The organism is Cupriavidus oxalaticus (genome assembly GCF_016894385.1).
GTDB classification, from domain to species: Bacteria; Pseudomonadota; Gammaproteobacteria; order Burkholderiales; family Burkholderiaceae; genus Cupriavidus; species Cupriavidus oxalaticus.
This window is the reverse complement of record NZ_CP069812.1, coordinates 1,915,308-1,938,925: the sequence shown is the minus strand read 5'-3', so window position 1 is coordinate 1,938,925 and position 23,618 is coordinate 1,915,308. Positions and strand designations below refer to the sequence as shown.

General features: G+C 65.0%; 26 protein-coding genes and 1 pseudogene. 15 read left to right on the top strand and 12 right to left on the bottom strand.

Annotated features, from left to right (window positions below; translation table 11 throughout):
• Positions 1-38 precede the first annotated feature (38 nt).
• Together JTE92_RS21340 and JTE92_RS21335 are read right to left on the bottom strand one after the other, a co-directional pair.
• Positions 39-1,367 (bottom strand): type II toxin-antitoxin system HipA family toxin, encoded by a 1,329-nt coding sequence (locus tag JTE92_RS21340; protein ID WP_063238760.1) that lies wholly within the window; start codon positions 1,365-1,367, stop codon positions 39-41.
• Between the two features lie 2 nt (positions 1,368-1,369).
• On the bottom strand, positions 1,370-1,750 hold the full coding sequence (locus JTE92_RS21335; RefSeq protein WP_063238761.1) for a helix-turn-helix domain-containing protein: 381 nt from the start codon (positions 1,748-1,750) through the stop codon (positions 1,370-1,372).
• A 162-nt stretch (positions 1,751-1,912) separates the two neighbouring features.
• On the opposite strand from JTE92_RS21335, the pseudogene JTE92_RS30810 reads away from it, so the two are divergent.
• From JTE92_RS30810 to JTE92_RS21320, 3 genes and pseudogenes are all read left to right on the top strand, one after another.
• Positions 1,913-2,043: pseudogene (locus JTE92_RS30810) on the top strand (hypothetical protein); the annotation flags it as partial.
• 54 nt (positions 2,044-2,097) lie between these two features.
• Complete coding sequence (locus tag JTE92_RS21325; RefSeq protein ID WP_063238762.1) at positions 2,098-2,958, top strand: universal stress protein; 861 nt, start codon at positions 2,098-2,100, stop codon at positions 2,956-2,958.
• Between the two features lie 46 nt (positions 2,959-3,004).
• Positions 3,005-3,652, top strand: coding sequence for a response regulator (locus JTE92_RS21320; protein WP_063238763.1), 648 nt, complete (start codon positions 3,005-3,007; stop codon positions 3,650-3,652).
• Between the two features lie 38 nt (positions 3,653-3,690).
• Here the strand turns inward: JTE92_RS21320 and JTE92_RS21315 are convergent, their stop codons facing one another.
• From JTE92_RS21315 to JTE92_RS21300, 4 genes are all read right to left on the bottom strand, one after another.
• Complete coding sequence (locus tag JTE92_RS21315) at positions 3,691-4,002, bottom strand: response regulator (RefSeq protein WP_063238764.1); 312 nt, start codon at positions 4,000-4,002, stop codon at positions 3,691-3,693.
• Between the two features lie 159 nt (positions 4,003-4,161).
• On the bottom strand, positions 4,162-6,876 hold the full coding sequence (locus JTE92_RS21310; RefSeq protein WP_063238765.1) for a bifunctional acetate--CoA ligase family protein/GNAT family N-acetyltransferase: 2,715 nt from the start codon (positions 6,874-6,876) through the stop codon (positions 4,162-4,164).
• Positions 6,877-6,932: 56 nt separating this feature from the next.
• Positions 6,933-7,580, bottom strand: coding sequence for a BON domain-containing protein (locus JTE92_RS21305; RefSeq protein WP_063239039.1), 648 nt, complete (start codon positions 7,578-7,580; stop codon positions 6,933-6,935).
• 55 nt (positions 7,581-7,635) lie between these two features.
• On the bottom strand, positions 7,636-8,058 hold the full coding sequence (locus JTE92_RS21300) for an Hsp20/alpha crystallin family protein (protein ID WP_063238766.1): 423 nt from the start codon (positions 8,056-8,058) through the stop codon (positions 7,636-7,638).
• A gap of 357 nt (positions 8,059-8,415) precedes the next feature.
• On the opposite strand from JTE92_RS21300, the gene fnr reads away from it, so the two are divergent.
• From fnr to JTE92_RS21275, 5 genes are all read left to right on the top strand, one after another.
• The gene (fnr, locus tag JTE92_RS21295) at positions 8,416-9,207 is read left to right on the top strand and encodes a fumarate/nitrate reduction transcriptional regulator Fnr (RefSeq protein WP_063238767.1); all 792 of its coding nucleotides are present in this window, start codon (positions 8,416-8,418) and stop codon (positions 9,205-9,207) included.
• Positions 9,208-9,230: 23 nt separating this feature from the next.
• A complete protein-coding gene (locus JTE92_RS21290; protein WP_084254540.1) occupies positions 9,231-10,793 on the top strand; it encodes a thymidine phosphorylase family protein in 1,563 nt (520 codons plus the stop codon).
• Positions 10,794-10,867: 74 nt separating this feature from the next.
• Positions 10,868-11,332, top strand: a complete 465-nt coding sequence (locus tag JTE92_RS21285) for a universal stress protein (protein ID WP_063238768.1) — start codon at positions 10,868-10,870, stop codon at positions 11,330-11,332.
• A gap of 170 nt (positions 11,333-11,502) precedes the next feature.
• Positions 11,503-11,955: a universal stress protein gene (locus tag JTE92_RS21280; RefSeq protein ID WP_063238769.1), complete on the top strand. Its 453-nt coding sequence runs from the start codon at positions 11,503-11,505 to the stop codon at positions 11,953-11,955.
• Between the two features lie 39 nt (positions 11,956-11,994).
• Positions 11,995-12,273 (top strand): DUF1488 family protein, encoded by a 279-nt coding sequence (locus tag JTE92_RS21275; protein ID WP_063238770.1) that lies wholly within the window; start codon positions 11,995-11,997, stop codon positions 12,271-12,273.
• Between the two features lie 210 nt (positions 12,274-12,483).
• On the opposite strand, the gene JTE92_RS21270 is transcribed toward JTE92_RS21275, so the two are convergent.
• The gene (locus tag JTE92_RS21270) at positions 12,484-12,738 is read right to left on the bottom strand and encodes a hypothetical protein (RefSeq protein ID WP_063238771.1); all 255 of its coding nucleotides are present in this window, start codon (positions 12,736-12,738) and stop codon (positions 12,484-12,486) included.
• 173 nt (positions 12,739-12,911) lie between these two features.
• On the opposite strand from JTE92_RS21270, the gene JTE92_RS21265 reads away from it, so the two are divergent.
• Positions 12,912-13,751 carry a universal stress protein gene (locus JTE92_RS21265; RefSeq protein WP_063238772.1) on the top strand — a complete coding sequence of 280 codons (840 nt, stop codon included), beginning with the start codon at positions 12,912-12,914 and terminating at the stop codon, positions 13,749-13,751.
• A 324-nt stretch (positions 13,752-14,075) separates the two neighbouring features.
• On the opposite strand, the gene JTE92_RS21260 is transcribed toward JTE92_RS21265, so the two are convergent.
• Both JTE92_RS21260 and phbB read right to left on the bottom strand, forming a co-directional pair.
• Entirely contained in the window at positions 14,076-15,845 is a 1,770-nt protein-coding gene (locus JTE92_RS21260) for a PHA/PHB synthase family protein (RefSeq protein WP_063238773.1), read from the bottom strand.
• Positions 15,842-16,588 (bottom strand): acetoacetyl-CoA reductase, encoded by a 747-nt coding sequence (phbB, locus tag JTE92_RS21255; protein ID WP_063239041.1) that lies wholly within the window; start codon positions 16,586-16,588, stop codon positions 15,842-15,844. The genes JTE92_RS21260 and phbB overlap by 4 nt, the downstream gene beginning before the upstream one ends.
• 335 nt (positions 16,589-16,923) lie before the next feature.
• Here phbB and JTE92_RS21250 point away from each other — a divergent pair, with 335 nt between their 5' ends.
• The 3 genes from JTE92_RS21250 to JTE92_RS21240 are packed head-to-tail and all read left to right on the top strand — an operon-like array spanning position 16,924 to position 18,120.
• A complete protein-coding gene (locus JTE92_RS21250; protein ID WP_063238774.1) occupies positions 16,924-17,259 on the top strand; it encodes an ArsR/SmtB family transcription factor in 336 nt (111 codons plus the stop codon).
• A complete protein-coding gene (locus JTE92_RS21245) occupies positions 17,253-17,687 on the top strand; it encodes a YeeE/YedE family protein (RefSeq protein ID WP_063238775.1) in 435 nt (144 codons plus the stop codon). The genes JTE92_RS21250 and JTE92_RS21245 overlap by 7 nt, the downstream gene beginning before the upstream one ends.
• Before the next feature lies 1 nt (position 17,688).
• A complete protein-coding gene (locus JTE92_RS21240) occupies positions 17,689-18,120 on the top strand; it encodes a DUF6691 family protein (RefSeq protein WP_063238776.1) in 432 nt (143 codons plus the stop codon).
• A gap of 107 nt (positions 18,121-18,227) precedes the next feature.
• On the opposite strand, the gene JTE92_RS21235 is transcribed toward JTE92_RS21240, so the two are convergent.
• Complete coding sequence (locus tag JTE92_RS21235) at positions 18,228-18,416, bottom strand: DUF3606 domain-containing protein (protein ID WP_063238777.1); 189 nt, start codon at positions 18,414-18,416, stop codon at positions 18,228-18,230.
• 292 nt (positions 18,417-18,708) lie between these two features.
• Here JTE92_RS21235 and JTE92_RS21230 point away from each other — a divergent pair, with 292 nt between their 5' ends.
• The 3 genes from JTE92_RS21230 to JTE92_RS21220 are packed head-to-tail and all read left to right on the top strand — an operon-like array spanning position 18,709 to position 20,368.
• A complete protein-coding gene (locus tag JTE92_RS21230) occupies positions 18,709-19,041 on the top strand; it encodes an ElaB/YgaM/YqjD family protein (RefSeq protein ID WP_084254541.1) in 333 nt (110 codons plus the stop codon).
• Positions 19,042-19,082: 41 nt separating this feature from the next.
• Positions 19,083-19,994, top strand: coding sequence for a ribose-phosphate diphosphokinase (locus JTE92_RS21225; protein ID WP_063238779.1), 912 nt, complete (start codon positions 19,083-19,085; stop codon positions 19,992-19,994).
• Positions 19,991-20,368, top strand: a complete 378-nt coding sequence (locus tag JTE92_RS21220; RefSeq protein ID WP_063238780.1) for a TraR/DksA family transcriptional regulator — start codon at positions 19,991-19,993, stop codon at positions 20,366-20,368. Before JTE92_RS21225 ends, JTE92_RS21220 begins: the two co-directional genes overlap by 4 nt.
• A 127-nt stretch (positions 20,369-20,495) precedes the next feature.
• Here JTE92_RS21220 and JTE92_RS21215 read toward each other — a convergent pair whose 3' ends face one another.
• On the bottom strand, positions 20,496-20,981 hold the full coding sequence (locus tag JTE92_RS21215) for a lecithin retinol acyltransferase family protein (RefSeq protein ID WP_063238781.1): 486 nt from the start codon (positions 20,979-20,981) through the stop codon (positions 20,496-20,498).
• Positions 20,982-21,320: 339 nt separating this feature from the next.
• Entirely contained in the window at positions 21,321-23,618 is a 2,298-nt protein-coding gene (locus JTE92_RS21210; RefSeq protein ID WP_063238782.1) for a heavy metal translocating P-type ATPase, read from the bottom strand.

The window sequence follows — 23,618 nt, the reverse complement described above, 5'->3', positions numbered from 1 at the left end:
GTGGTGAGGCGCAACCGCCATGAAAGCCGGCGCCAGTCTCAGGCGGCCAGGCGCCGCTGCTGCCGGCGCATGCCATCGAAGATCGCATCGGCCAGGTCCATGGGGAATTCCGGCGGCAGCGCGGAAGCGGCGGCGTCGATAGCCCGGCTGGTCTGCGACATGACCTCGTCGAGCATCGACTCGACATCGTCGGGCGAGAAGCCGATGCGCTGTCCCTGGGCAAACCAGTGCCGCCGCTGGATCTCCTGGATGGCGTAGTGCGAATTCTTGCCGTGCAACGCCATCGCCAGCCGGGCCCGTTGCGGCGCCACCTGGTTCTTGCCTTTGCCGATGATCGGATGCGCCGACAGGATGTCATACAGCGGCGTCGCCTCATATCGGCTGCCCGGCAGGTGGCTGATGCTGAAGTTCTTGCCATGTCCATCCGTGGCCGCGAGCAGCCAGAAGACGATCTGCGCGAGGAAGAAGTTGCGGCGATCGGACAGCGCCGAGCGCGAGCCCGAGAGGATGTCTGCGATCTGCTGGATGCCAGGCCCGCCGTCCGACTCGTACTTCTGCAATGCCGACGTCCCGGTGGCCTGGCACATGTCTTCCTGCGGCAGGCGCAGCAGCCAGGAACCGTCTGCCGAGGGCTTGCGGTCGAAGCGTTCGACGACCAGCGCCTTGGTATCCCCGAAGCGGGCGATCTCGCAGGCAGCGACCGGCAGGCCAAACGCGGCGACGATCCTGGCGCAGAGCCATTCGTTTTCCACCGAGGTCCGCATGTCGGCGCGCATATTGCCCACCAGTCCCATGGGCAGCTTGAAGATATGCGTGGTCGGCGTACTGCCTTGCGGCAACAGCCATTGCCCGTCCCAGCGCAGCAGCGCGGTCTTTTCCTGTGCGCCGGCAATTGACAGGCGCAGGTCATCGATAGGCTCGCGCAGCCCGAGCACGGGCTCGGCCGTGGCCTCGTGCAGCAGGGTGGCGATCTCCGTCTCCGACAGCGGGCGGCCCTGGACGCGCTTCAACGCCATCGGCGCTTCCTGCGGCGGCAGCATCTGCAGGGCGCCGGCGCAGTCGCGGCCGAGCCTGGCCAGCAGCGCGAAGGCGTCGGTCCCGCCGGTCTGATACCGGGCCGCGATGCGCCGCCTGATGGCATCGCTGTCGGGCAGCAGGTTGTCGAAATAGTTGGCGACTACCGGTCCGCGGTGTGGCTGGTTGCCCGGCGTAAAGGGCAATGACAAGGACAGCGGCCGGCCTTGCGGGTCGGCAATCCAGTCTTCGCGATAGGCCAGCCGGTCGCCGGCGGGCGCGGTTTCCCAGTGACCCACCGGCAAGCCGTTCATCCACAGGTCGAGACGCTTCGCGTGCGTGCCGCGCGTCATGGCTACCAGTCCTCCCGCTTTGGCTGACCGGTCTCGAGGGCGGTGCGGCTTGCCTTGCGCTTCGCGGGCATTTTCGGCTGTTCTTCCTGTGTAGCCCGGCGCGGATCCTTTTCCGGCGGCGTCACGGAGCCGGAAGGAGGCTCCGGTTCCGGCTGCATGGCGGTATCTGGAGCAGGGGAAAGGACCATCTCCACGCCCAGCACGCGCAGCGCCTTGAACAGCCGCTCTACGCTGGCCGCGGCAGGGTTGGCTTCCAGTTCGGCATAGGTCTGCTGCCTGACGCCGAGGTAAGCCGCCATATTTGCCTGCGTCAGGCCCCTGGACTTCCGGAAGCCCTGCAGGATCGGCCGCAACTGGCTGAGTGTCTGGATGGAATAGTGCATATCGGCGGCTGCCGGCCCGGTGTGGTCGACCGTTGTTTGCTGTTGCCATACAGGATATAACCTGTTTTATGCTTTTACAAGCTGTAGCCTGTATTACTGATAAACAGGTTATGGCCTGTATCCGGGAATAACAGGAAACTCCCTGTCAGCAAACGGATTCGTGCCGGATGTGCCGCCGCCTGCCGCCTGTCGATGCCGTGCAGAGCAGGGAGCAATCGATCTGGCTGAACCGGGATCGTAGTCCTAAGATCATCCTTGCTGGTAGCGGCATGGCCACGGGCGGCCGCGTCGTATCAGCCCAGGTGACTTAAGACATGCCGATCCTCCACAACCAGCAGGCCTGAACCATGAATTTCAAGACGATCCTTGTCGACCTGACCGATGGGCCGGCGTGTGCGGCCCGCGTCGAGAGCGCAGCGCAGGTTGCCGCGGCATTTGCCGGCAGCGTGGTCGGACTCACCGCAACCGGGACGCAGCTGGAGCCGTTTCGCAGTGCAGGGGAAGAGGCTGGACAATACGCCGCCCTCGCACGGGACAAGCTCCAGCGCCTGGCTGCGAGACACCATGAGGCGCTGCGGGAGTGGGTCGGGCGCGTCTCGCCGACAATTCCAACGCGGCATGTCGTGGTTGAAGCTGAAGCCGGCTGGGCGCTGGCTACACACGGCCGTTTCGCCGACCTTATCCTGCCCGGACCGCCCTCCGTACATACCGACGTTCCCGTCGGACTGTCGGGCGTTGCCGAGTATGTGATGCTGCAAGCCGGACGGCCCATCCTGCTGTTGCCGGGGCTGGCCGGCCCGACACTGGAAGGCCGCGTCGCGATAGCGTGGAATGGCTCGCGGGCGGCCGCGCGGGCTGTAGCGGATGCGATGCCGTGGCTGGCGCGTGCCGCCGCGGTGTCTGTCCTGGTGGTTGCGACGGTGAACGAAAGCCGTGAGCCGCCGGGTCACGAAACCCATGAAAGCGACGCGAGCCACGAGAGCGGCCAGCGCCTCGTGGCCTGGCTGGCTAGCCACGGCGTCGAGGCTGACCTGCACGTGGAGCAGGGTGACCCGGATGAGGCGCTGCCGCGGCTTGTCGACGCCGTGCAGGCCGGCCTGCTCGTTGCAGGCGGCTATGGCCACTCGCGCCTGCGCGAGCTTGTGCTGGGAGGATCGACCCGCTGCCTGCTACGCCAGTCTGCCTTCCCGGTCTTCATGTCGCACTGAAGCCGGGCTTGACTGTTCACTGGCCCAGCGACCTGGGAGACAAGGCATGACACGCGTGATGATTGCGGATGACCACGCCGTGGTGCGCGACGGATTACGGCATATTCTGGAGCGTGCCGGCGTGTTCCAGGTTGTGGGCGAAGCGGCCGACGGCTCACAGGTGCCGAAAATGGTAAGGGACTGTCGCCCGCAAGTGCTGTTGCTGGACCTGTCCATGCCGGGACGGAGCGGCCTGGAGCTCATCCGGCTGTTGCGTGCCGATGAGCCCGCATTGCGCATCCTGGTCCTGACCATGCACGCCGAAGAGCAATACATCGTACGAGCCTTCCAGGCGGGGGCGGCTGGCTACCTGACCAAGGAGAGCGCGGCGACCGAGTTGGTATCCGCCATCGAACAGGTGGCCCGCGGCGGGACTTATGTCAGCCAGGGCATGGCCGCCAAGCTGGCCAGTGGCATCAAGGACCAGACCGATGACCTGCCTCACCTGCGGCTATCGGACCGGGAGCTGGAAGTGTACCGGCGGCTCGTGATGGGTGAGTCCATCACGGCCATTGCCTCGGCTCTGTGCGTCAGTGCAAAGACGGTCAGCACATACAAGATGCGCCTGATGGAAAAAATGCAGATGCCCAACGAGGCCATGCTATTGCGCTACGCGATGCGAAACCATTTGTTCGATGAAGACGTGGATCTGTAGGAGGGGCCGGGAGGGGCCGGCCAGGACGGGCATCGCAGTCATGCACCGAGCGCCAGGCGTCCCAGCGTCGTACGTATCGCATCCAGCTCCAGGGTTCGGTCAAAGCAATAATCGCCACCTGCCTTCAGGCAGGCACGCCGAAGCGGTTGCGCCAGGGTATCGACCAGCACGAGCAGGATGCAGCCAGGCAACGCGGACCGGATCGCCCTGACGTCGTGCAGCGCGCGCGTGCTGGCGGTGCCCAGGCCGATGACCACGATGTCGGGCTGGTAGTGCGAGAGGCAAGCCAGCTCGCTGCTGGCGCTGGCGCCGGCCGCGATGACGCGGATACCGGCAATGCGGGCAAGCATGCTCAACTGCCGACCGCGGAGCGAATTCGACGGCTCGACGAGATACAGCGTAGGGATGTGGGTTGGACTGGCCTCGGGCATGACACTAGTGTCTGGTTTATCCCCGCAGTGGCAAATAGGTGACGGCTGAACGTGGGGTCAGGGCCGGAGAAGGCCATGTCAGCGTTTCCTGACAAGGTCCGGGCGCACTGGCCTTGAGCCATCTTCCCCCAGTGCAAGGTGCAGGCTGACGCCTTCGTTGCCTGGCGTGGCTTTGACGGTGAACCCGCAGCTGCGCGCCAGCCCAAGCATGGCGGCGTTGTGCGGCAAGGTAGCGCCCACCAGCGCGCCGATGCCTCTTGCACGTGCATAGCGCACCATCTTGTCGAGCAACAGCTTTCCCAATCCCTGTCCGTGGCAATCCGAGCGCACGGCGATGCCGAACTCGGCCTGGACATTGTCCGGGTCCGCAATGGCGCGCACCTCGCCCAGCATCGCGCACCGGCCCGAAGCATCCGTGGTCGTCGCAACAAAGACCATTTCGCGCGCGTAGTCGATCTGCGTCAGCCGCGCGAGTCGGTCGTGGTCGGGCTCGCGGAACGCACAGAAGTAGCGTGCGTGGATATCCTCCGGCGTGAGCTGACGAAAATAGGCCTGGTAGGCAGCCTCATCCGTCGGCCGCACCGGACGTATCAGGTAGTCGTGCCCATTGCACGCGATGCGCTCCTCCAGCGCTTCCGGATAGGGCTGGATGGACAGCCGCGGTCCTCCGCCGGACGGAACGGCCACGGCGATGCGCGCGTCGAGCGCAATCACGCCATGGGGGCTTGCCAGCAAGGGATTGACGTCGAGTTCGGCGATCTCGGGGATGTCGCACACCATGCGGGACAGCTGCACCAGTGCGTGGAGCAGGCGCTCCCGATCGATGCCCGGATGCCCCCGCCAGCCTTGCAGCAGGCGGCCGACGCGGGTACGCGAGACCAGGTCCTGGGCGAGCAAGGCATCGAGCGGCGGCAGCGCGATGGCGGTGTCCCGGATATGCTCGGTGTTGACGCCGCCGTGGCCGAACAGCAGCACCGGCCCGAACACGGCATCCGTCGTGACACCGGCGATCAGTTCGAAACTGTCGCTGAAGCTGACCATTGGCTGGACGGTGAATCCGTCCAGCCGTGCATCCGGAAGCTCCTGCCGGATCCGCGCGAGCATGGCGTTGCCGGCGCTACGCACGGCGGCAGCGTCGGCCAGCCCCAATGCCACGCCTCCGGCGGTGGCTTTGTGTGTGATATCGCCGGAAAGGATCTTCAGTGCAACGGGATAGCCCAGCAATGCGGCCTGCCGCACTGCGTCGTCGACGTTTTCCGCCGTTGCGGTCGGGACCACCGGGATGCCATAGGCTGCCAATGCTTCTTTTGCCTCCGGTTCTGTCAACGTCCGTCTGCCACTGCGCAGCGCATCGGCGACGATCCCACGCGCTGTGACCTTGTCGGTTGGCGCCGACGTGTCGTCGGCAGGCGGGGTGCGCATCAATAGCTGCTGGTTGTCGCGGTACTCGCAGGCCTGCAGGAATGTGCGCACGGCCTGTTCGGGTGTCTCGAAGGTCGGCAAGCCGGCGCGCTGGCACAAGCGGCGCGCCTGTTGCACCGCATCCCCGCCGAGCCACGCAGTCAGCAGCGGCTTGCCGCCGGGCGGCGCACTGACAAGCGCGGCAGCAATCTCCGTGGCGGGGACGATGGCCGTGGGGGCATGGATCATCAGCACGGCATCGACCTCCGGTGCATCGCACAGGATGGCGTGCGCCTTCTGGTAGCGCCCGACGGGCGCATCGCCGATGATGTCGACCGGATTGGCGCGCGGCCAAGTGGCGGGAAGCACGTCGTCCAGCCTGGCCAAGGTCTGGTCCGAGAGGCTGGCCAGGATCCCGCCGCCGTCCGCGAGCGCGTCGGTCGCCATCACGCCGGCGCCGCCGCCGTTGGTCAGGATGGCAAGGCGCGTGCCATGCACGCCGTGCAGCCGCGCCAGCATCTCGACCGCGTCGAACAGCGCCTCCGTGCTATCGATCCGTAACATGCCGGCTCGCCGGATCGCGGCGTCATAGACCCCGTCGGCGCCGGCCAGCGCGCCGGTATGAGAAGCGGCGGCGCGCGCTGACTGCGCCGAGCGCCCGGCCTTGACGATCAGTACCGGCTTGCTGCGGGCCGCAGCGCGCGCCGCCGACATGAACTTCGAACCATGCCGGATGGCCTCGACATAGAGCAGGATGGCGCGCGTCGCGCTGTCGCTAGCCAGGTAGTCGAGCACATCGGCCACGTCCACGTCGGCACTGTCACCGAGAGAGATGAAGTGAGAAAAGCCGATCTGCCGCGATCGTGCCCAGTCGAGTACCGCCGTGGCCAGCGCGCCGGACTGCGTGGCGAATGCCAGGCTGCCACGGATGGCCGTGCCGGGCGCGAAGCTCGCGTTCAGGCCGATGCCCGAGGCAACGAGGCCGACGCAGTTCGGTCCCAGGATCCTTAGCAGATGGGGCCGCGCCGCTTCCAGGATGGCCTGACGCATGGCGCCGGCGGCGCTGTCCGCCGGTCCCTCGAAGCCGGCGCTCAGCACGATGGCCGCGCGCGTGCCGGCGGCACCGAGCTCGGTGATGAGCCTGGGTATGGTGGCAGCGGGCGTACAGAGCACCGCCAGGTCGGGCGGCGCGGGAAGGGCGTCGACAGACGGGTAGCAGGGCCTGCCGGCGAGCGTGGCGTACTTGGGATTGACCAGGTAAACCGGGCCGGCGAAGCCGCCCGCGGTCAGGTTGGCCAGTACGGTGGCCCCGACGCTGAGCGGCCGCATCGTCGCGCCGATCAAAGCGACCGAGCGGGGGCGAAACAGGGCATGGAGGTTACGGACTGTCATGGCGGATCATCATCCAGGGTGTCCTTGTCTGATTTGCGCGCGCCCGGGATAGTGCGTCAGCGCCTGGTTTCAAGTTGGTCGATAACGGCCGAGATGCCGGGCGCAGACCACACCGCGCCGACGGCCGCACGACGGTCGGCCAGCGAGTCGACCTCGCCCTGGAGGGTGGCCGTGCCCCGTTCCACCTTGACGGTGATATGGTGCGCCTCGCGTGCGGCGTGCCGCTTCAGGGCCTCTTCGATCCGTCTTTCGATGTCGGGTGGCACGGCCGTGGCATTGAGGCGAATATTGTTGACGACGCCAATGACGCCGCGCAGTTGGCCCACCGTGCGCTCTGCAAGCTTTTTCTGATAGCCCCAGTCGACATCGCCGGCCAACGTTACCCAGCCTCGCTCGACGCGGACCATGATCGCATCCGCGGGTACATGTACGTGCCATTGCAGCGCATCCCGGGCCGCCTCGGCAATGGACTCGTCATCGAGTGCACCGGGTGGATGCACGTCCAGCTTGACGACGACCGCCCGCACGCCGGCAACGCGTTCCGCCGCCCGTTCGGCAGCAAGCTTCGCGGCATAGCTGGGCAGATGACCATTCAGCGTGACGATGCCCTCGTTGACTTCGACACCAATGGCCGCCGCGTCAATGGACGGATCCCAGTCGAGCTCTTCGCTCACTTCCTTCTGAATTTGATGATCGGTTTTCATCATGTCCCCCTGCAAGAAGCGGGCGCCGCAAGCGGCGCCGTCCTGTCGCGCCGGGTTAGCGGATGGTCACGCGCTGCTGCGGCGACGCTTCCTTCTTGGGTAGCACGACACGCAGCACACCGTCCTGGAAGCTGGCATCGATCTTGTTTGTGTCGATGTTGCCGTCCAGCGTGAAGGCTCGCTGCATGGAACCGCTGTAGCGCTCCTGCCGGATTACCCGATCCCCTTCCTTGACCTCGGATGCCTTTTCGAGCTTGGCGGTGATCATGACCGTGCCGCGATCCACGCTGACGTTGATGTCTTCCTTTTTCACGCCTGGCAAGTCGGCGGTAATGGCATAGCTGCCGTCGGATTCGGTCACGTCGACCTTGAAGGGCAGTTCGGCCTCGGCACCGAGCCGCAGGTTGCGAAACATGCCTTGCAGCATGTCGCCAAGCGGTTCGATCGAGAACGGGTCATAGCGTCGGATGTTGCTCATCGTCGTCTCCTGAAGAAGCGGCCGCGGTGCGCGCCGGGTGCTTTCACTTTGGCAAGCGGCGGCCGTTTCGATTTGTTTTGCATCAAATCGACTAAGGTTTGCCGCCGCACTCGTGCACCAATGCCGACATCGTGTCCTTTCGTCCTGTGAGTCCCTGGACAAGTGGTCAGCCCCATGTCAGGGAAACCTGACAAGATGGCCCCCAATTCTGACGAACAACTCAGCGAAGCCTTCTAGGAGAGAAAGCGGTGGCCGCCGATACTTGCTGTCACAAGAGGGCAGCGCACACCGATGCAGCCTTCGACAGACGGGTGACAGCGGGTCGGGACCAAGGTGGCCATGGGGCCGGAGACGACTATGTATGGAATGCCTGGCAAGGCCAATCCGGCTAGCGATGCGGCCGACACGTTTGCCTCGCCCGAGCCGCCCCGGCCCGTGGCGGCGTCCCGGCCTGCCGCAGCAAACGCCGGCGCCCGCTGCGCCAACTGCATGATGCGGCACATCTGCATGGCCGCAAGCCTGGAAGCGGATGACGTAGAGCAGCTCGACCGTGTCATGCAGGGCTGGCGCACGGTCAGGCAGGGCGAGAAACTGTTCCGCGCCGGCGATCCGTTCCGCAGCCTCTACGCGGTGCGGGCCGGCTCCTTCAAGACCGTGGTGACATCCGAGCGCGGCAAGGAACATATCTCGGGCTTTTACATGGCGGGCGACGCCATCGGCATGGACGGAATCTGCGAGGAGACTCACACTTCCGATGCCATTGCCCTGGAGGACAGCGTGGTCTGTGTGATTCCCTATCACCTGCTGGAAGCCCTTTGCCGGGAGCTCAAGCCGCTGCAGCGGCAATTTCACAAGATGCTTAGTGCTGAAATCGTCAGGGAGGCGAACCAGATGATGCTGTTGGGCAACATGTCCGCCGAGCAGCGCGTTGCCACCTTTCTGCTGAGCATTTCAGCCCGCCATCGTGAGCGCGGCTATTCGGCCACGTCATTTGTCCTGCGCATGACCCGCGAGGACATTGGCAGCTACCTCGGGGTTACGCTCGAAACGGTGAGCCGGACACTGTCCAAGTTCCAGCAAGAAGGCCTGCTAGCCGTGCAAGGCAAGTCCCTCGACCTGCTGAACCTCGATGCGCTGGACGCGCGCTAGCTTCAGCTCTGGCCAGGTGTGAGATGAATGCGCCCGCCGAGCGTCCCGCCGCGCCGGCCCCGCGAGCTGAGGCAGCGGGCGGTGACCTGGAGGGAGAGGTCAGGACGCTGCTGTTCCGGCCGCTCGATATCGATACCTGGCAGGAACATGTCATCTATATGCATCCGGATTGCGCGGTCTGCAGGGCAGAAGGATTCTCCGCTCAGACGCGCGTGCGCGTACAGATCGGGGACAATACGCTGATTGCCACCCTGACGCTGCTGGGCGCGCCATTGCTCGCCGCGGGCGAAGCCAGCCTGTCGCTCAGTGCGTCACGGATACTGAAGGCACGCGCCGGCGATGTCGTCCGTGTGAGCCATGCGCCGGCGCTGGAGTCCGTGCGAGCACTGCGCGCGAAAATCTATGGCTCGCACCTGGATAGCGTACAGCTTGACAGCATCATCGACGATGTCAGTGCCGGCCGGTATGCCGATGTGCATATCGCGGCTTTCCTCACCGCATGCGCCAACGAGCGGATGACCCTGCGCGAAACCGTCGACCTGACGCGTGCCATGGTGAAATTCGGACAGCGGCTGCACTGGGACCGCGACGTGGTTGCGGACAAGCACTGTGTCGGCGGACTGCCGGGAAACCGCACCACGCCCGTTGTCGTTGCCATCGCAGCGGCGGCGGGCTTGTTGGTGCCGAAGACGTCCTCGCGAGCGATCACCTCGCCGGCGGGCACCGCCGATGTGATGGAGGCACTGACGTGCGTGACCCTGGATGCGGCGCAAATGCGGCGCGTGGTCGAGCACGCCGGGGCGGCGTTGGTCTGGGGCGGAGCGCTCAGCCTGAGTCCTGCCGACGACGTGCTGATTCGCGTGGAGCGTGCGCTGGACATCGACAGCGATGCGCAGATGGTCGCCTCGATCCTGTCTAAGAAGATTGCCGCGGGATCGACCCATGTGCTGATCGATGTGCCGGTCGGAAAGACGGCGAAAATCCGCGAGGAAAGCAAGCTTGCGCATCTGCACGCCACCATGACCAAGGTCGCCGAGGCCTTTGGGCTGAACCTCAGGATCGTGCCAACCGACGGGTCGCAGCCTGTCGGGCGCGGCGTCGGGCCAGCGCTGGAGGCGCTTGACGTGCTGGCGGTGCTGCAGTGCCAGGCCGAGGCGCCTGCCGCGCTGCGCGAGCGCTCACTGTTGCTGGCCGGCGAACTCCTTGAGTTCTGTGGTGTGGTGCCGGCCGGGCAGGGCCGGCTTCAGGCTGGCCGCCTGCTCGATAACGGTGCCGCATGGGCGCGTTTCCAGGCCATTTGTGAAGCGCAAGGCGGACTTCGAATGCCGGGGCAAGCGGTATTCCGACGCGACCTGGTCGCGACCCGCAGTGGCGTCGTCGCGGCAATCGACAATCGCCATGTATCACGCGCAGCGAAGCTCGCTGGCGCACCGCGTCGGCAGGTAGCCGGCCTGGAACTCCATGTCCGGGTGGGCGACGCAGTCGATGCCGGCGCGCCGCTCTGCACGCTGCATGCTCAGGCGTCCGGGGAACTTGACTATGCATTCAGCTATGCGCTGGCGCACGTGCCGTTTGTCATCGAATAGCCTTGCGGCTGGTGCTTGGAAGAGCCTGCAACCGCAAAGGCTGGAAACAAGCCGTCATCGAACCGAGGTTGCCCATGTACCGCCGCATTCTGCTAGCCATTGATGGCAGCCGCTCGTCGCTGCTCGCGCTGGAGCAAGCCGTGTCACTGGCGCTGGTCACGCACGCCGAGGTGTGCGCCATGTTTGTCGCCGACGACAGCGATTTCTTCCTTGAGATTGCCCACTTCAACCGCCCGGCACTGATGGCCGATACCATTGCCTACGGCAAGCAGGTACTGGCCCAGGCCGGGAGACGCCTTGGTGCTGCCGGCGTGCGCTGGAGCAGCCGGCTGGCCGAGGAGTCAGGCAGCCCCGCAAGGATTGCCGAAGCGATCATTGCACAGGGCGATCAGTGGAGCGCGGACGTCATCGTGATGGGAACGTACGGGCACCGGGGCGTCCGGGGCGCCATACTGGGTTCCGTCTCGGAGCATGTCGTCGCGAGGACGGTTCGTCCAGTGCTGCTGGTGCGCGATCGGTCCGATGGTGACGCACTCTGACAGTCGGGTTCTGTCAAGCCAGGTGCGTGCTCGCAAAGGCGTGCCCATTGGCCGAGAACACGCAGCAAGGGCCTTGATGCGCATCAATTGCGAGACGGTGGGCTGTCCTACGCTGAAATCAACCCCGACGGGCAGAAGGGCCGATGCCTGAGATTCCTGGAGAAGGCGCCATGTATCAACGCATCCTTGTCGCCATGGACGGCGGCGCAGCTTCGGAGCTGGCGCTGGATCAGGCCATGGTCATTGCCCGCGCCGCCGACGCCGAAGTGGAAGTGATCTACGTCGTCGATGACCGCAGCCCGTTCATGGACGTGACGGGCCTGGACCCGGTGAGACTGGTGGAGGATCTCACGACCGCCGGCGAGAGCATACTCGCCGCCGCGCGCAGCCGGCTGGCGGCGGGCCATATCCGCCATGCCACCCGGTTGCTGGGCAAGCCGATGGTGCAGGGCGACATTGCCATGACAATCGCCACCGAAGCCAACGGCTGGGGCGCCGACCTGATCGTCATGGGCACACATGGCCGCCGGGGCGTCCGGCGCCTGGTCATGGGCAGCGTTGCGCGTGGGGTCGTCGCACAGGCGCTCGCGCCTGTCCTGCTTATCCGCACCCAGGAGGCTTAGGCCACTGGTCATTCAGGAGGGGCTTACCCCCATTCAGCCATGTACAAGATCGACTTCACCGGCGATGTGCCGGAATACTGCCCGACCGGGCCCAGCTTGCAGTGTCCCGTGAAGGTGGATGGTGCACCGGCAACCTATGAGATTACCGCGGAGGCGCTCGAAGACCATTTTGGCGCGCGCTCCTACCGCAGCGAAGACCTGGTGCCCGCATTCCTCCGCAACCGCCAGGACATCGAACGCGTGGCCGGCGCCCTGTTCGAGATGACCGGGGCGAAGCATATCGTGCTGCACAGCGGTCATTTCCGCTTTGCGGTCTGATCAAGGGCGTTTGCCATGACGCCATGCATTTCACGCCCTCGTCCGGCCGGTCGACCAGTACGGCGCATGCTTGCGGCCACCACGCTGGTCGCGCTTTGCGCAGCCTGTTCTGCGATGCCGGATTTCTGGCGACCGCCGAAACCGCGCGCGGCGGCGCCAGTGCCAGGCGGCCTGGCACCGGCATGTGGGCTTTCCTGCCGCGGCGCAAGCCTAGTCGTAGTGCAGGTCGATGCCAAAACCGCCGGCCAGCTCGCAGTCGACGATGCCTGCCGCATAGGCAAAGAGCCATTCTTCGGCCTGTTGCGGGCTGGCGGGCGGGTTGGGCCAGTCTGGCGTAAAGCGAATGCCGAGACCACCGTCTGGCGCGGTGAGGTCCACGTGACCGCACGGCTTGCCCGGTTCGACGGTGTCCGGCACGCATAGAACAAAGTGAAACCCTTTGTACGAACGTCTTGTTTCAGTCACATCCTGCCTCCGGGGAAGAAAGGACGCCAGCAGGTGCTGGTTCCTGCAGACCCTACGAGACAATCATAGTCGTGGGATTGGAGCAAGACGCCAACGCGCTGGCCGCCTTCCGTTTCATGCATGCGGAGTTCGGCGCCGGCAGTCTGTCACGGCATGTCTGACGGAGACGATTCATGGACTACGCCACGATCCTGGTTCACCTGGACGCTAGCCGACGCGTGTACCAGCGGCTGCACCTTGCCACGCAACTGGCAGTGCAGTTCAAGTCGACCCTGGTGGGCTTGCTCGCAGTCGGCAAGCCCGATCCCACCGCCGTGCGCTATCTGGTCGATGGCGACCGCTATCTCGCTTCGTACAATGAATGGCAGCACGAGGTTGGCGAACGGGCACGTCATGCCCTGATGGATGCCACCGACGAGGCCGTCATCACGACGCAATGGCTCGCTCCCGACTGGGCCACGGCCTCGACCGTCCAGGCAGAGGCGCATCTGGCCGACCTCGTCATACTCGGGCAGCGTGATCCGACCGACGAAGAGGCGTACGCGGAGCCGGCCTTTGTGGAATCCATCGTGCTTGAATGTGGGCGGCCCGTCCTGGTGGTACCTTACGCGGGCTGGTTCCCCAGCGTCGGCAAGACTGTCCTGGTGGCCTGGAACGGCAGCCGCGAGGCCGCCCGCGCCATCCATGACGCGCTGCCGCTCCTCAGGCGTGCCGAAACCATCGACGTGGTGTCATGGACGCCGTCGCACGCGCTGAAGGGTCCATGGCTGTCACCGCCGCAGTATGCGGTCGAGTGGCTGGCCCGTCATGGCGTGACAGCACAGTTGCGCAGCTATCCGGACGAGGATGGCCATGACATCGGGCAACGGCTGCTCTCCCACGCCGCCGACCGGAATACCGACCTGATTGTCATGGGTGCCTACGGCCATAGCCGGGTCCGGGAACTCGCGCTGGGCGGCGTCACCAGAACGCTGCTCCAGTCGATGACCGTACCGGTCCTCATGTCGCATTGAAAACATGCCTGCGCGAGCGAACGCTACGGAAAGCCTGCCTCAAGCGACGGAGACAGCGGCGGACCGGCTACGCCTGCTGGCGCAGGGATTCTGGAGCGAGTTCCTGCGCCGCCGTCCGGTATTCCCCGCCACCGACGGCATGTTTCCGTTCGATCCGGCTCTTCGCGTGCGGTATATCGAAGTGCAACGCCGTACCTGCGCCGTCTGGCGAGCGCGTGCCCTGGCGGCCGGCTTCAGTGCCGGGGACTTCTTCGATGCCTGCATTCGTGTGCGAGCGGCGATATGTATCGTTGCGGCCCCGCCCCGTAGTCGAGGGAGCGCCGGCTAGGCTTCCAGTACATACGTGCCAGGCGCTTCCGGGCTCCCGGATGGCAACGGTTCACGCACGCAACGCCCGCTCGAGCGTGCCGCCAGCCATTGCTGCCAGGCGGGCCACCAGGAACCTTCGTGGTACGTGGACCGGGACAGGAACTGGTCCGGACTCAGGTAAGGCGTACCAGCGTGGCGTGTATGCACGCGATAGCGCCGGCGCGGATGCCCTGGCTCCGACACAATGCCGGCATTGTGGCCGCCCGAAGTCAGCAGGAAGGTAAGTTCGGCCTGCGTCAGCAAGTGCAGCTTGTATACCGAGCGCCAGGGCGAGACGTGGTCGTGCTCCGTACCCACCACGAACAGCGGCAGGTCGAGATCCGACAGCGCCACGGGCCGGCCACCCACGCACAGCTTGCCGGTGGCCAGTTCATTGCCAAGAAACAGTTTGTGCAGACATTCGGAATGCAGCCGGTAGGGCAAGCGCGTGGCGTCGCGGTTCCAGGAGATCAGGTCATTGGCGCGCAACCGCTGGCCGAGCAGGTATTCGCTCATTGCGCGCGACCAGATCAGGTCCCGTGCGTTGAGCATCTGGAACGCGGACTTCATCTGCGGCCCATCCAGAAAGCCCTGACTCCACATCAAGGCATCCAGCGTAGCGAGCGAACTCTTGTCGATAAACAGCCCCAGCTCGCCCGGGTCATGGAAATCCGTCTCGGCGGCAAAGAGGGTCAGGCTGCCGAGGGGACCGCCGCCGGCATCGCGCGCCAGCGTTGCGGCGCCTGTCGCAAGCAACGTGCCACCAAGGCAATATCCGGCGGCGTGGATCGGGGCACCATCGCAACGGGCGAGAACGGCATCGAGCGCGGCGAACAACCCGGATTCCAGGTAGGTATTCAACCCGAAATCGCGGGCGGACGCGTCCGGGTTCTTCCACGAGATCATGAACACTGTGTGGCCACGCTCGACCATGTGGCGCACCAGCGAGTCCTCCGGTTTCAGGTCCAGAATGTAGTACCGCATGATCCAGGACGGCACGATCAGCACCGGCTCCCGCCACACGGTGTCGGTGAGCGGCGCATACTCGATCAGCTCGATGAGCGCGTTGCGGAACACCACCTTGCCCGGCGTCACCGCGACGTCCCGGCCTGGCAGGTACTCGAGAACGGGGCGGGCCGGCGGACTCGCGGGAAGCTCCGACAGCCACTCGCCGATATCCTCCAGCCAGTGATGGAAGCCGCGCAAGAAATTGCTGCCGAGCGTGCGTGAAGCGACACTGGTCACCTCGGGATTCATCCACCAGGCATTGCCCGGCGCTGCCAGGTCCAGCCATTGCCGCGCGCAGAAGGATACGATGTGCTGATGGTGGCGCGACAGGCCATCGATATCCTGTGTCAGCGTCTCCCAGAAGACCTCGCTGCGCATGAACGCATCGCGCCAACAGCGATAGGGCCAGTCCCGCCAGCCCGGGTGGGCAAAGCGTTGGTCGCTCTGCGGGACAGACGGCGGTTCGGATGTCGTGGGCAATAGCCGCGGCGAATCTTCGATGCTCTGGCGCAGCCACACCTGCCACGCCTGCATGAGCTTTGCCGGCGAAATGCCCAACTGCAGCGCCCAGTCAAGTCCCGCCATGCTCGCCGAGATCACCGACAGCCCGCCTGTGGCGCGCGCCAGGCACGCGCGAAACTGCTTGTCCAGCCAGACATGGGCGGGGAGTTCCTGCTGGGGCACGCACTCCGGTATCGCCGGGCCCTTGGCGGGCGCTATGCCGTCATCGAGTTTCATTGCAGATGCTGTCCGCCGTTGATGGCAAAATTGGCGCCGGTGACAAAGGCGCCGTCGTCGCCGCAGAGGTAAGAAATCAACGCCGCGACCTCCGCCGGCTTGCCAAGCCGGCCCACCGGGATGGCAGGCAGCACGTCGCGCTCCAGGACCTTCGCGGGCATGGCGGTCACCATCCGGGTGTCCAGGTAGCCAGGTGAAACCGTGTTGACGGTGATGCCCTTGCGAGCCAGTTCAAGCGCCAGCGCCTTGGTGAAACCATGCACGCCGGCCTTGGCTGCTGCATAGTTGGTCTGGCCAAAGGCGCCGCGGGAGGCATTGACCGATGAGATATTGACGATGCGTCCCCAGCCGCGCGCGATCATGGGATCGACCAGGGGGCGCGTCATATGAAACAGCGAGTCCAGGTCTGTGCGCAATACAAAGTCCCAGTCGGCCTTGTCCATCTTGCGCAAGGTCCGGTCCCGGGTCACGCCGGCGTTGTTGATCAGGATGTCGACTTCGCCCACTTCGCTGCGCACGTGCGAGACACAGTCCTGACATGACGCGAAATCGGTCACGTCCACCGGGAATGCCGTGAACAGGCGACCCGCGTTGCGCTGCGCTTGCAGCCACTGCGCTACGTGGTCGTTGTGCAGCGAGTGTGTTACCACGACACGCATGCCATCGGCCAGCAGCCTCTGAGCAATCGCTTCGCCGAGGCCGCCCATACCTCCCGTTACCAGGGCAATCCGTTGGTGGTCCATCATCCTCGTAGCTCCTGTCTTGCCCTTGCGTACATATGCGTCCGGCCGCAAAGCGGTCTTGCGTGCTTCCAACATAGCGGCGAGTGCAGGTTGGCCCTTGATCGACGTCAACCGCGCGAGACACGATCGGTCCCGTGGGCGAATCGGCAGCAAGGATGGGTACAGCTGAGGCGTTAATGCCGTTCAGTTAGTGCATCAAGTACTACTGTCATTCCCGCGCAGGCGGGAATTCAGCGTCGTTTGAAGTCACTGCCACGCGGGCCTCCCGGATTTCATTATATTTGATGATATAATATTGGTGAGTATAATGTTAACGTAGAAGGCATGTGCGGACCATGAAGCCGAACCATCACGTCATTGACATCGACACCATGCAGGCCGCCGCGACCCGTGCGTGCGCCTTGTTGAAGGTGCTAGCCAATCCGGACCGCCTGCTGCTGATGTGCAGGCTGTCCCAAGGCGAACTGTCGGTTGGTGAACTCGAGGAGCAACTCGGGATCCGGCAGCCGACGCTGTCCCAACAGCTCGGCGTGCTGCGCGAGAACGGCCTTGTCGCGACGCGCCGCGACGGCAAGAACATCTTCTATTCGGTAGCGAGCGGTCAGGCGCTTGCCGTGATGGCCGTACTCTATGATCAATTCTGTGCCAGAAACGAGGAAGCAACATGTTGATTGACCTTGCCAACTTCACGCCTTGGCAGTCCATGGCAGGAGGCATCCTCATTGGCGCTGCGGCAGCCGTGCTGGTGCTGTTCAATGGCCGAATCGCAGGCATCAGCGGCATCGTCGGCGGCTTGCTGGGCCTGCCACGCCATGACATGGCCTGGCGCCTTGCCTTCCTTGCCGGCCTCGTCAGTGTCCCGGTTATCGCCGGCCTGCTTGGCATGCCGGCAATTGCCGACATCCAGGCTGGCTGGAGCGAAATCATGGTCGCCGGCTTCGTTGTAGGCGTTGGCACCCGCTACGCCAGCGGATGCACCAGTGGCCACGGTGTATGCGGCATCTCTCGCGGCTCCATTCGCTCACTGGTCGCTACCGCCACATTCATGGCGGCGGGATTTCTGACCGTGCTCATCCAACGCCATCTGCTCGGAGGTTGAAATGATCGTCGTGACCGCATGGCTTGCAGGCCTGCTGTTCGGCCTTGGGCTGATGATTTCCGGCATGGCCAACCCAGCCAAGGTGCTTGCATTTCTCGATCTTGCGGGAACCTGGGACCCCTCATTGGCGTTTGTGATGGTCGGCGCAATTGTCGTCAGCGCGATCGCCTTCGCGATCGCCAAACGCCGTCGGCGGTCTTTGCTTGGTTTGCCGGTCCAGTTGCCCGCAAGCACGGCAGTAACCTTGCGTCTGATACTCGGCAGCGCAGCGTTCGGCGTGGGTTGGGGCCTGGCGGGATTTTGCCCTGGCCCGGCTATCGTGGCCCTGGGCGCAGGGTACCCGAAGGCTGTCGGGTTCCTGGTCGCGATGCTGGCTGGCATGGCGGCCTTCGAGTTCGCAGAGAAGACCAGATCGGGCATGCAGAGCGCGTAAGCTCGCAGGCAGGTCAACAGAGACGAAACTTCGTTGCCTCGGCCTAGTTGACGTCCCGATGGAAGCGCAGGCGCGACAGCGAGGCACTGGGCCGCCTTGGGGAACAATTAACCCGGCCGGCTGGCCTCCAGTCTTTCCCTTACCGCCGCAATATGGTCTCCGGCGACACTGACGGCCTCCTCCAGCTGCCGCTCACTGCAACGTAGCTCGCGGCACCAGTACTGCACTTCAAGCGGATCCATCAGATTGACGCGACCCGGATCCAGTGGTCTGGGCTGGCTCGTTTCATTGATCATGCTTAGCTCCTGTTTGTCTGTCGGTGCAGTGTTCCTCACAAGTTCCTCTGGCCTGAGAGGATGCCAGTCCGGCTCTGGTATCGCGCGAGGCATTCGCATAAACGAGCATAGTGGTGCGATGGCGTAGCCTGTTGAGTCGCATCAATGAAAGTCATGCAATGCAGCGAAAACACGAGGCCTTGATTTGCCGCAACCCGAAGGCCGCGTGGTTGGACAGAATCGAAGCAATGCAAAGCCGGTTCGATGGTCGCCGTGCCATCCACGGCAATGATTCAGTGAACAGGGGAATGACATGAACGATATCCGCGCAGATCTGGTGGTCCACAAGGATGCATTGGTCCGCGACGCCAGCGCGTTGCTGGCCGATGTCCAGGCATTGTTGCAGGATGTCGCGGCCGAAGCCAATCATGAATCGGCGCAAGCTCGCGAGCAACTGGCGGTGCGCCTGGGCGCACTCCAAAAACGATTGAGCGTGCAGCGCCAGGCAGCAAAAGGCCAATTGTCGCAATGGGCGAATTCCACCGATCGCTACGTCCGCGAGCATCCGTGGCAGAGCGTGGGTTCTGCTGCAGCGGTCGCAGCCGTGGCGGGTGCCATGGCAGCATTGGCCGTAACGCACCGCTAGCGCGTGCACATGCCGCACGCCGGCCCAATCGCCCGTAGCGAATGACCCCAATCCTGTTTGCCATGCCGGGCAATGAACGGCAAGCGGCGGCTCTGGCGGCTTGCCTGCCCGGGCAGCCCGGGGATGCCGAAATCCGGCATTTTCCTGACGGGGAATCGTACGTCAGGCTGCTGAGTCGCGTAGCGCGTTGCGACGTCATGGTGGTGTGCTCGCTGAACGATCCGGATACGAAACTGGTGCCGCTGTTGTGGCTGGCCGCCGCGCTGACGGAAGGAGGTGCAGCGCGAGTAGGTCTGGTGGCACCATACCTCGCGTATATGCGCCAGGACGCGATCTTTCGCGACGGGGAAATCGTCTCAGCCCATTACTTCGCTGCGCTCCTCGGGCGCACCTTCGACTGGCTGGTCACGATAGATCCACACTTGCACAGGATCCACAACGTCGGGGAAATTTTTCCCCAGCCTGCAGTCGTCGTGCATGCCGCCGCGGCGGTTGCGTCATGGATTCGTGCGACTGTGCCTCAGCCCTTGCTTGTCGGTCCGGACGAGGAGAGCCGGCAATGGGTGGACGAGATAGCCCGCCTCTGCGGCGCGGACAGCGTTGTACTGGCCAAACAGCGCCTTGGGGACCGCGCGGTCACCGTCAAGGCGCCCGACCTGCCCGCGCCGGACGGGCGCACGCCGGTTCTGGTGGACGACGTGGTGTCTACCGCCCGCACCATGGTGGCGTCGTGCCGGCTGCTGCGCCAGTATGGCTATCGTGCGCCGGTCTGCGTTGGCATCCATGCCCTGTTCGCCGGGACAGCCTATGCGGAGCTGAAAGCCATCGCGGCCGGCGTAGCGACTTGCGACACCATCGCGCATCCATCCAACTGCATTGCCGTCGCTCAACAACTGGCAGCCGGCATTCGTCAGGCGCTGCAAGAATTGCCTTGCTCAGGAGATCGATCATGAACGAGCTTACCGCGCAGGAAATCGCCTCGCTGGCCGCTCAGCTTGATGCCGAAGAAGCCCATATCCATGCTGTTGCTGGCTCCGCCGACACGCCCATGCCTTCCCTGGTACCGCGGGAGTCGCGGGACGAAAGCGACCTGGCCGGCGAAGAAACTACGCAGCGCCAGGCTGACGCAATGCTGAAACACTACCGTACGCAGCTCGCCGACATTGAAGCTGCCCGCAGTCGTATGCAGCGCGCCCAGTACGGCATCTGCGTCGATTGTGGGGAGCCTATCATGTTTGTCCGGCTGCAGGCATATCCGACCGCCAAGCGATGCACCGCTTGCCAGCGACACCATGAACATCTGTTTGCGCGGCAAGCCGAAGAGTAGGGAGAGCAGGGGGGCGCGGCGTCATTGACCGACCAGCCAATTGCCGGCCTGGGTTGCTCGGGCAGGCCGGCAGGACGTGCCTGGCGCAGATCGTACTCGCGCATCATTTCGGCTGGTTTGCCCTGCCCTAAGCCGTTACCTGTGCAGCCGCAGTCTGGCCGGCGGTGACGACCGCGTTGCACATCACCCCAAGGATGGCAATCGCCGCCCGCCAGCGATGTGTCAACAGTGCCTCCACCTGCGTGCTGCGGCTCTCGCCATACAGGCACCACGAGCAGAAGTGCTCGCAATTGTTGGTAAGAAGGCGGTAATCGTCCTCACCAAGCCGCGAGGCCGCGCGGCGGACAACCTCCGCCTTGAGGTAGCGGGCCTGCGGGGCCGGCTCGATCTGGAATCCGTAGCCGCCGGCAAAGCCTGCCAGTGTGGTCTTCTCGACCGGTCCGCGCCGCATGAATCCTTTGAATCCTACATAGTGAACCACCTCGCCGTTGCCGGCGTAGATGCCATGGTGGACATAGCCACGGCGGCTTGTCGTGAGGTGCGCGCCCAGGGGGATGTCCACGGCGATTGCCGGCAGGCATTGTGCATCGTCGATGTGTTGTCCGTCGCTCATCGCTGTCCCCTTGCTGGCTTTGCCGTGCTCATCTCTTCCGGCTTGTCGGGTCGCCGTCCGCTCCGTGCGCTTTGTACGCTTCAAGTATCGTTTCCGGTCGGCAATGCCTGAATCATCCAACGCCGAAAATGGTGTCGGCCTGGTGCCATTCGTCTTGTACGGGTTGCGCGAAGCCGAGCGTCTGGCCCGCTTACCACGCTGTCAGTGGAATCTGACAGCGTGGTGGACGGAAATGCCGCTTGTCCGCGGGCGGTCCTGGCTGGGAAGGGTGTTGATTCAGGCCGAAAGCGGTACTGCCGAGAACGCCCTGGATCTTGGGGCGGGTTGACCCGGATCGTGTCACCCACGCGCATCTTCGCGTAGCGTGTGGAACAGTTCGTCTTCCTGTGCGCAGTGCAGACGCAATACCGCCTCGAGCCCGTAGAGCAATCGCTGGCACTCCCTGGCCCGGCTGTCGTCGAGGCCCTCCGGCGGCAGATCGTCCGCCATCCGTTGCAGGACGCGAATCAGGCGGAAGAGTTCGCGATGCATGCCGCTCATCGCTGCCAGCGGGTCATCGCCCCCTACCAGCCTGGCCAGTTGCGGGTAGAGCTCGGCGTCATCGCGCTGTTCATGGGGCAGGAGCGTCGTGCCGAGGGCCGTGCATAAACGGCGCAACTCGGTCGCGGCAGACGGTCCGGGCAGAGTGGGCAATCTGTCGGCGAGTCCGCGAATATCCTCCATCAGCGGACCGAGCGCGGTATGCTCTCGGTCCAGGCTTGCCGCCTTGGCTGCGGACAACCCTTGTGCCCCTACCGGCCCACCGGCGCGGAGAGCTCGCAGCGCATTGGCGATGACCAGCACATCGATAACCTCCTGCAACACTGCGCCAGCCAGCGGCGGAAGATAGCCGAGCGCAGCCGCCGCCATCGCCACGAAAGACAGGCCCATGCCGGCCAAGGCGCTTTGAGCGGCAAGTGCGCGCGAGTGCCGGGCAATGCGTATTGCATCTGCCAGCCGGTCAAGGCGGTCGACGAGCAGAACGATATCCGCGGCTTCCGATGAGGCCGCGGCGCCTCGCGCCCCCATGGCGACGCCAACATCCGCCGCAGCCAGCGCCGGTGCATCGTTGACGCCGTCGCCCACCATCACCACGATGCCATCATGGCGCGCCGCTTCGATCTTCGCCAGTTTCTCGGCGGGGCTGACGCTTGCATGGATTTCCGTGACACCGAGGACAGCGCCAACTGTCTCGGCGACGTCGGGCCTGTCTCCCGTCAGCATGGCCAGGCGCTGAATGCCGGCCTTGCGCAGCAAGCGCAGTGCGCGCGGTGTCTCCATCCGGATCTGGTCTTCGAAGCGCAGCGCTCCGACCAGTACGCCGTCGACCGTCGCGAGCGAGACGGATGCGCCCTCATAGGCCGCGCGCTGCAGCGCGGCCTTGCACCAGGGCGGCCAGGCTTCCGGGCCGCTGGCGAATGCAGGCAAGCCCACCACGACGGCATGCTGGCCGACGCGTCCGGCAACGCCTGCCCCGGCCGTCTCCGTCACCTCCGATGGCAGATCCAGAACCAGTCCCCGTTCGCGCGCCGCGGTTGCAATGGCCTCGGCGGCGGCATGGCCCGAAGCCTGCGCCAGCGAGCCCGCAAGGCGCAGCAAGTCGGCCACCGCCCAGCCGGGTGCGCAATCGACGGCAGCCAGCCGCGTCTTGCCCCGTGTCAGCGTCCCGGTCTTGTCGAAAAACAGGATGCTGGCCTGTGCCAGCCGCTCCAGCGCGCCACCGCCCTTTACCAGCACGCCGTGCCGGGCGCAGCGCGACATGCCTGCGACAATCGCCACCGGCACCGCGAGTATCAGCGGGCACGGTGTAGCGACCACCAGCACGGCCAGCGCCCGGCGCAGATCTCCGCTGGCGTACCAGGCAATCCCCGCAACCAGCAGGGTGACCGGCACGAACCACAGCGCGTAACGGTCAGCCAGCCGAGCCGCGGGCGGGCGCTCGGCGCGGGCGGTCTGCACCAGCCTGGCAATCCCGGCGAAGGTGCTTTCCGCCGCGGTCGTGGCAGCCACCATCTCAAACGGCGCGCCGGCATTCAGCACACTGCTGCGCGCGGTTTCGCCGGGTTCATATTGGGTTGGCAGCGATTCGCCGGTCAGCGCAGACTCGTCCAGCAGCGCTTGTCCCACCAGTGCGCCGTCGACCGGCACCACTTCTCCCTGCCGGACCAGGAGGCGATCGCCCGGTCGGACGGCCTCCAGCGAGACGGTACGCCATTCGCCATCCTCGAACCGGTTGGCAAACTGCGGGGCACGGCTGAGCAGGGCACTCATCTCACGCTGGGAACGCGCCTGCGCATAACCCTCCAGTGCCTTGCCGCTTTCAATCATCAAAGCGAGTACGGCGGCGGCAAGAAACTCGCCAAGCGCGAGCGCCAGCCCGAGCGCCAGGAGCGCGAGGATATCGACACCAGCTTCCTTGCGCCGCAGCGATCGCACCATGGCGACCAGCAAGGCTGCCGTGGTGGCCAATGCGCCCGCCGCCCACGACAGGCCCGCGGCAGCTTCCTGGCCGAAGGCAAGCAGCAGCATGCCGCCGCTCAGCGTGCCAACGGCGACTGGCAGCAGACCCAGGTCAATGTTGCGATATCCAGTACGCAT